The 263-nt window shown below is 61.2% G+C and carries 1 protein-coding gene; it reads left to right on the top strand.

The window, feature by feature from the left end; all coding sequences use genetic code 11:
- Positions 1-68: 68 nt before the first annotated feature.
- Positions 69-263: hypothetical protein (locus ACCD05_RS31935; protein ID WP_413397693.1), on the top strand; the 195-nt coding region annotated here is incomplete at its 3' end.

The raw sequence follows: 263 nt of genomic DNA, 5'->3' as shown, positions 1-263 counted from the left end.
AAATGCGCCTTATGTCTTGCGGTTATGGATAGGGCTTCCCAAAGGGTCGATCGATAGAATCGATCCCAATGCCTCTGGTCTTTCTCGTCGCACTCCCCTTCATTGCCAGCGTGCTGGCCGCGTTGATGCCATCCAACGCGCGCAACAGGGAGTCGACCCTCGCGGGACTGGTCGCACTGGGCTGCGCGATACAGACCGCGTGGCTCTTTCCGCAGATCGCGCACGGCAACGTGCTGCGGCAGGAGATCGAATGGCTCCCGGCC

Origin of the sequence: Rhizobium sp. Rhizsp42 (assembly GCF_047304155.1) — a bacterium.
In the GTDB taxonomy this organism is placed as follows: Bacteria; Pseudomonadota; Alphaproteobacteria; order Rhizobiales; family Rhizobiaceae; genus Rhizobium.
This window is presented reverse-complemented; position numbering and strand designations above follow the sequence as displayed.